Here is a 3,805-nt window from a genome sequence, read left to right as displayed (position 1 = left end):
AACCCGTTGTGCCCGATATTACCGGAACATTGTGTTCAAGACAACTCTTAATATTATTAAACGCAGCCTCCGGACTACTAAAATCAATTGCCATATCCAATGCGCTATAGTCAACTTCTTTTGTGTCCACATCTACTTTAGCAACTATCGTATGATTTCTTTGGATAGCGATCTTTTCAATCATTTTTCCCATTTTCCCATATCCAAATAAACCTATATGCATATTTTAGAATTTAATGGTTAAAGCCAATCCATAGTTAGGGTCTCCAACTATTGGATTATATTCGAGATACGGTTTAATATCCAAACTAAGATTTTCATCTACATTAAATTGTTTTAAATGAGCATCCACATTGGCATCAATAATATTCAAAGCATATAATGCCAGTGTGATAAACAATGCCAGATCGCGATCTCTTTGATAACGTTCCTGCCCATCCTGCAGGGCGCTGTCTGATAAGTCAGGGCTGCCAGGAACTATTCCGGACCCGTTTACATCATAAAATTCATCATCCGTAAAACCGGCTTTTCTTCTTTTAAAGGCCGTTCGGAAACGATCATAAAGATCATCATTATATTTATAGGCATAAATTCCAACCCCTATGGCACCAATAACAATAGGAATTTTCCAATAACGCTTGTTATAGGCCTGACCTAAGCCAGGCAGAACAGCAGAATAAAATGCAGCCCTACTTGGAGCTAAGGGATTAATGCGTTTCTTTTCCACTTTATCTGCTACAATAATCTTTTGTTTTTTTGAATTTTTCGGAACAGAATCCTTAGGACTTTCATTTTGACCTTCCTGGGCCAAGGAAAAAAGTACAGGGAACAATAATAAACATAAGAAAACAAGGTTTTTACTCACCTGTAATTAGTTTTTTCAATCGCTGAAAATCTTCCTCTGAACTGAAAGGAATACTTATCTTACCCTTACCATCATCTGTAGAATTAACGGTTATATTGGTAGAAAGATAGTTTTTAAGATGTTTCGCGCCATTATTTATTAATTCTGTAGTTTCTGACGACTTGTTTGAAGACTTCTTTTGAATAGGCCCTTTGTGATATTGATTAACAAGATGCTCAGTTTCTCTAACAGATAAACTGTTTTTTACAATTTTTTCATAAAGGCTAATTTGATCGTCTTTTTGGTCAATATTTACCAGAGTCCTGCCATGTCCCATAGAAATAAAGCCATCTCGCATTCCGGTTTGAATAATGGGGTCCAGACGTAATAAACGAAGATAATTAGCAATTGTCGATCTTTTTTTACCCACTCGGTCACTTAACTTTTCCTGAGTCAAACCTATTTCGTTGATTAAACGATTATAGGAAAGGGCAATTTCAATTGGATCCAGATCCTGGCGTTGAATATTTTCAACGAGTGCCATTTCAAGGGACTCCTGGTCATTGGCAATTCTTATATATGCCGGTATTGTTCTTAGTCCAATTAACTTAGAAGCTCTATACCTTCTCTCTCCCGAAACTAACTGAAATTTATTAAAGTCAGATTTTCTTACCGTAATAGGCTGAATAACTCCTAATTCGTTTATGGAAGAAGCCAATTCCTGAAGGGTGTCATCATTAAAATGAGAACGGGGTTGAAATGGGTTTACCTCAATAGTGTCAATATCTAGTTCTACTATATTACCAACAACTTTATCAGCATTTCTATCCGATACCGAATTAATATCATTTTCAGGATCTTTAAGCAGAGCAGAAAGTCCTCTTCCTAAAGCCTGTTTCCTCGTTGCTTTAGCCATTATACTTTCTCTCTATTTTTTTTCAATAGTTCATTGGCCATATTTAGGTAGTTTGTAGCACCTTTACTACTGGCATCATATTTTATGATACTTTCTCCATAACTGGGGGCTTCTCCCAGACGAACATTTCGCTGAATTATTGTGTCAAAAACCATATCAGAGAAATGTTTCTTGACTTCTTCCACAACCTGATTAGAAAGTCGCAATCTGGAATCGTACATTGTTAGTAACATACCTTCAATATCCAATTCAGGATTGTGAATCCTTTGAACGCTTTTTATCGTGTTTAATAATTTGCCAAGTCCTTCCAGAGCAAAATATTCACATTGTATCGGGATAATTACGGAGTCTGCAGCAGTCAAGGCATTTAGGGTAAGTAGGCCTAAAGAAGGTGCGCAGTCAATAAGAATATAGTCATATAATGCCCTTAAATCCCCAATGGCTTTTTTCATCATGTATTCCCTTTCATCCTTGTCTACTAATTCTATTTCAATGGCTACAAGGTCTATGTGTGCAGGAATCAAATCAACATTAGGTGATGAGGTCTGGATAATTGTTTCTCCAGCTGTCTTAGTATGCTCCATCAACTGGTATGTGCCAATTTGAATTTCATCTACATTAATACCTAGTCCCGAAGTAGCATTGGCCTGGGGGTCGGCATCAATTAATAACACCTTTTTTTCAAGCACACCCAGCGAGGCAGCCAGATTAACTGTGGTGGTGGTTTTTCCAACCCCACCTTTTTGGTTTGCAATAGCAATAATTTTGCCCATAATTGAAGTAAGTTAGGGGTTAAAAATACGATTATTTACAATGCACAAAAAAGTATTTTGTTAACACAAAGTGAATAACTCTGACAAAAACGTTAAAGTTGGTTAAAGTATTGCGATTAGGGAACTGGGCCTGGTATCCCATCCAATTAATCTATTAAAATATCAAGTATCTGTATAGCTGCATCACTAATTTTGGTGCCGGGTCCAAATACTGCAGTAGCGCCAGCATCAAATAAATACGTATAATCCTTTTTGGGAATTACACCTCCAACAATTACCATGATATCTTCTCTGCCATATTTTTTTAACTCCTCCAAAACCTGTGGCACCAAGGTTTTATGTCCGGCAGCTAAAGAAGAAACGCCAAGAATATGAACATCATTTTCCACGGCTTGTTTTGCTGCCTCCAGAGGTGTTTGGAATAGGGGGCCTATATCAACATCAAATCCGAGATCGGCATACCCGGTAGCCACAACTTTCGCACCACGATCATGCCCATCCTGACCCATTTTCGCAATCATAATCCGAGGTCTTCGACCTTCCTGTGCTGCAAATTTATCCGCTAATTCTCTGGCCTTTTTAAAACTCTGGTCGTCCTTAATTTCTTTTGCGTACACTCCTGTAAAAGATTGAATTTTTGCTTTATATCTTCCAAAAGCAACTTCCAGAGCATCGCTAATCTCTCCAAGAGTGGCCTTAGCCCGGGCTGCTTCTATTGCTAAAGCTAACAAATTGTTTTCACCTTGAACGGATTTTGCCGCTGTTTTATCTTTAGCAGCTTGTGTTAATTTTTTTAGCCGGCGCTTTACCTCTATGTTGTCTCTTTCCTTTTTTAAGGTTATTAATCGTTCTATTTGTTGTCTTCGTACCTCTGCATTATCTACTTCCAGAATTTGCATTTCATCTTCTTCTTCTAACTGATATTTATTGACCCCAACAATAATGTCTTGTCCGCTGTCTATACGAGCCTGTTTTTTGGCGGCCGCTTGTTCAATCCTCATTTTAGGGATACCAGCTTCAATTGCTTTGGTCATTCCACCATGCTCCTCCACCTCCTGAATATGATTCCAGGCTTTTTTGGCCAATTCATTTGTCAAATATTCCACGTAATAACTACCGGCCCAGGGGTCGACTGTTTTGGTGATTTTTGTTTCTTCCTGAAGATAGATCTGAGTGTTTCTTGCTATGCGTGCCGAAAAATCAGTGTGCAAAGCAATGGCCTCATCTAATGCATTCGTGTGCAGACTTTGAGTGCCTCCCAAAGTCGCTGCC

General features: G+C 38.2%; 4 protein-coding genes and 1 pseudogene. All 5 read right to left on the bottom strand.

Going from position 1 to position 3,805, the window contains the following annotated elements:
- Positions 1-223 (bottom strand): annotated as a pseudogene (locus WBN20_RS16270) (4-hydroxy-tetrahydrodipicolinate reductase); the annotation flags it as partial.
- Positions 224-226: 3 nt separating this feature from the next.
- The gene (locus tag WBN20_RS16265; protein WP_424282445.1) at positions 227-865 is read right to left on the bottom strand and encodes a DUF5683 domain-containing protein; all 639 of its coding nucleotides are present in this window, start codon (positions 863-865) and stop codon (positions 227-229) included.
- The gene (locus tag WBN20_RS16260) at positions 858-1,760 is read right to left on the bottom strand and encodes a ParB/RepB/Spo0J family partition protein (RefSeq protein ID WP_424270789.1); all 903 of its coding nucleotides are present in this window, start codon (positions 1,758-1,760) and stop codon (positions 858-860) included. The genes WBN20_RS16265 and WBN20_RS16260 overlap by 8 nt, the downstream gene beginning before the upstream one ends.
- Positions 1,760-2,533, bottom strand: coding sequence for a ParA family protein (locus tag WBN20_RS16255; protein WP_424270790.1), 774 nt, complete (start codon positions 2,531-2,533; stop codon positions 1,760-1,762). Before WBN20_RS16255 ends, WBN20_RS16260 begins: the two co-directional genes overlap by 1 nt.
- 146 nt (positions 2,534-2,679) lie before the next feature.
- Positions 2,680-3,805, bottom strand: a 1,126-nt coding sequence (locus tag WBN20_RS16250) for a methylmalonyl-CoA mutase family protein (protein WP_424282444.1), incomplete at its 5' end; no start/stop codon positions are given.

The sequence above is a fragment of the Eudoraea sp. genome (assembly GCF_049665975.1).
Taxonomy (GTDB): Bacteria; Bacteroidota; Bacteroidia; order Flavobacteriales; family Flavobacteriaceae; genus Eudoraea.
This window is presented reverse-complemented; position numbering and strand designations above follow the sequence as displayed.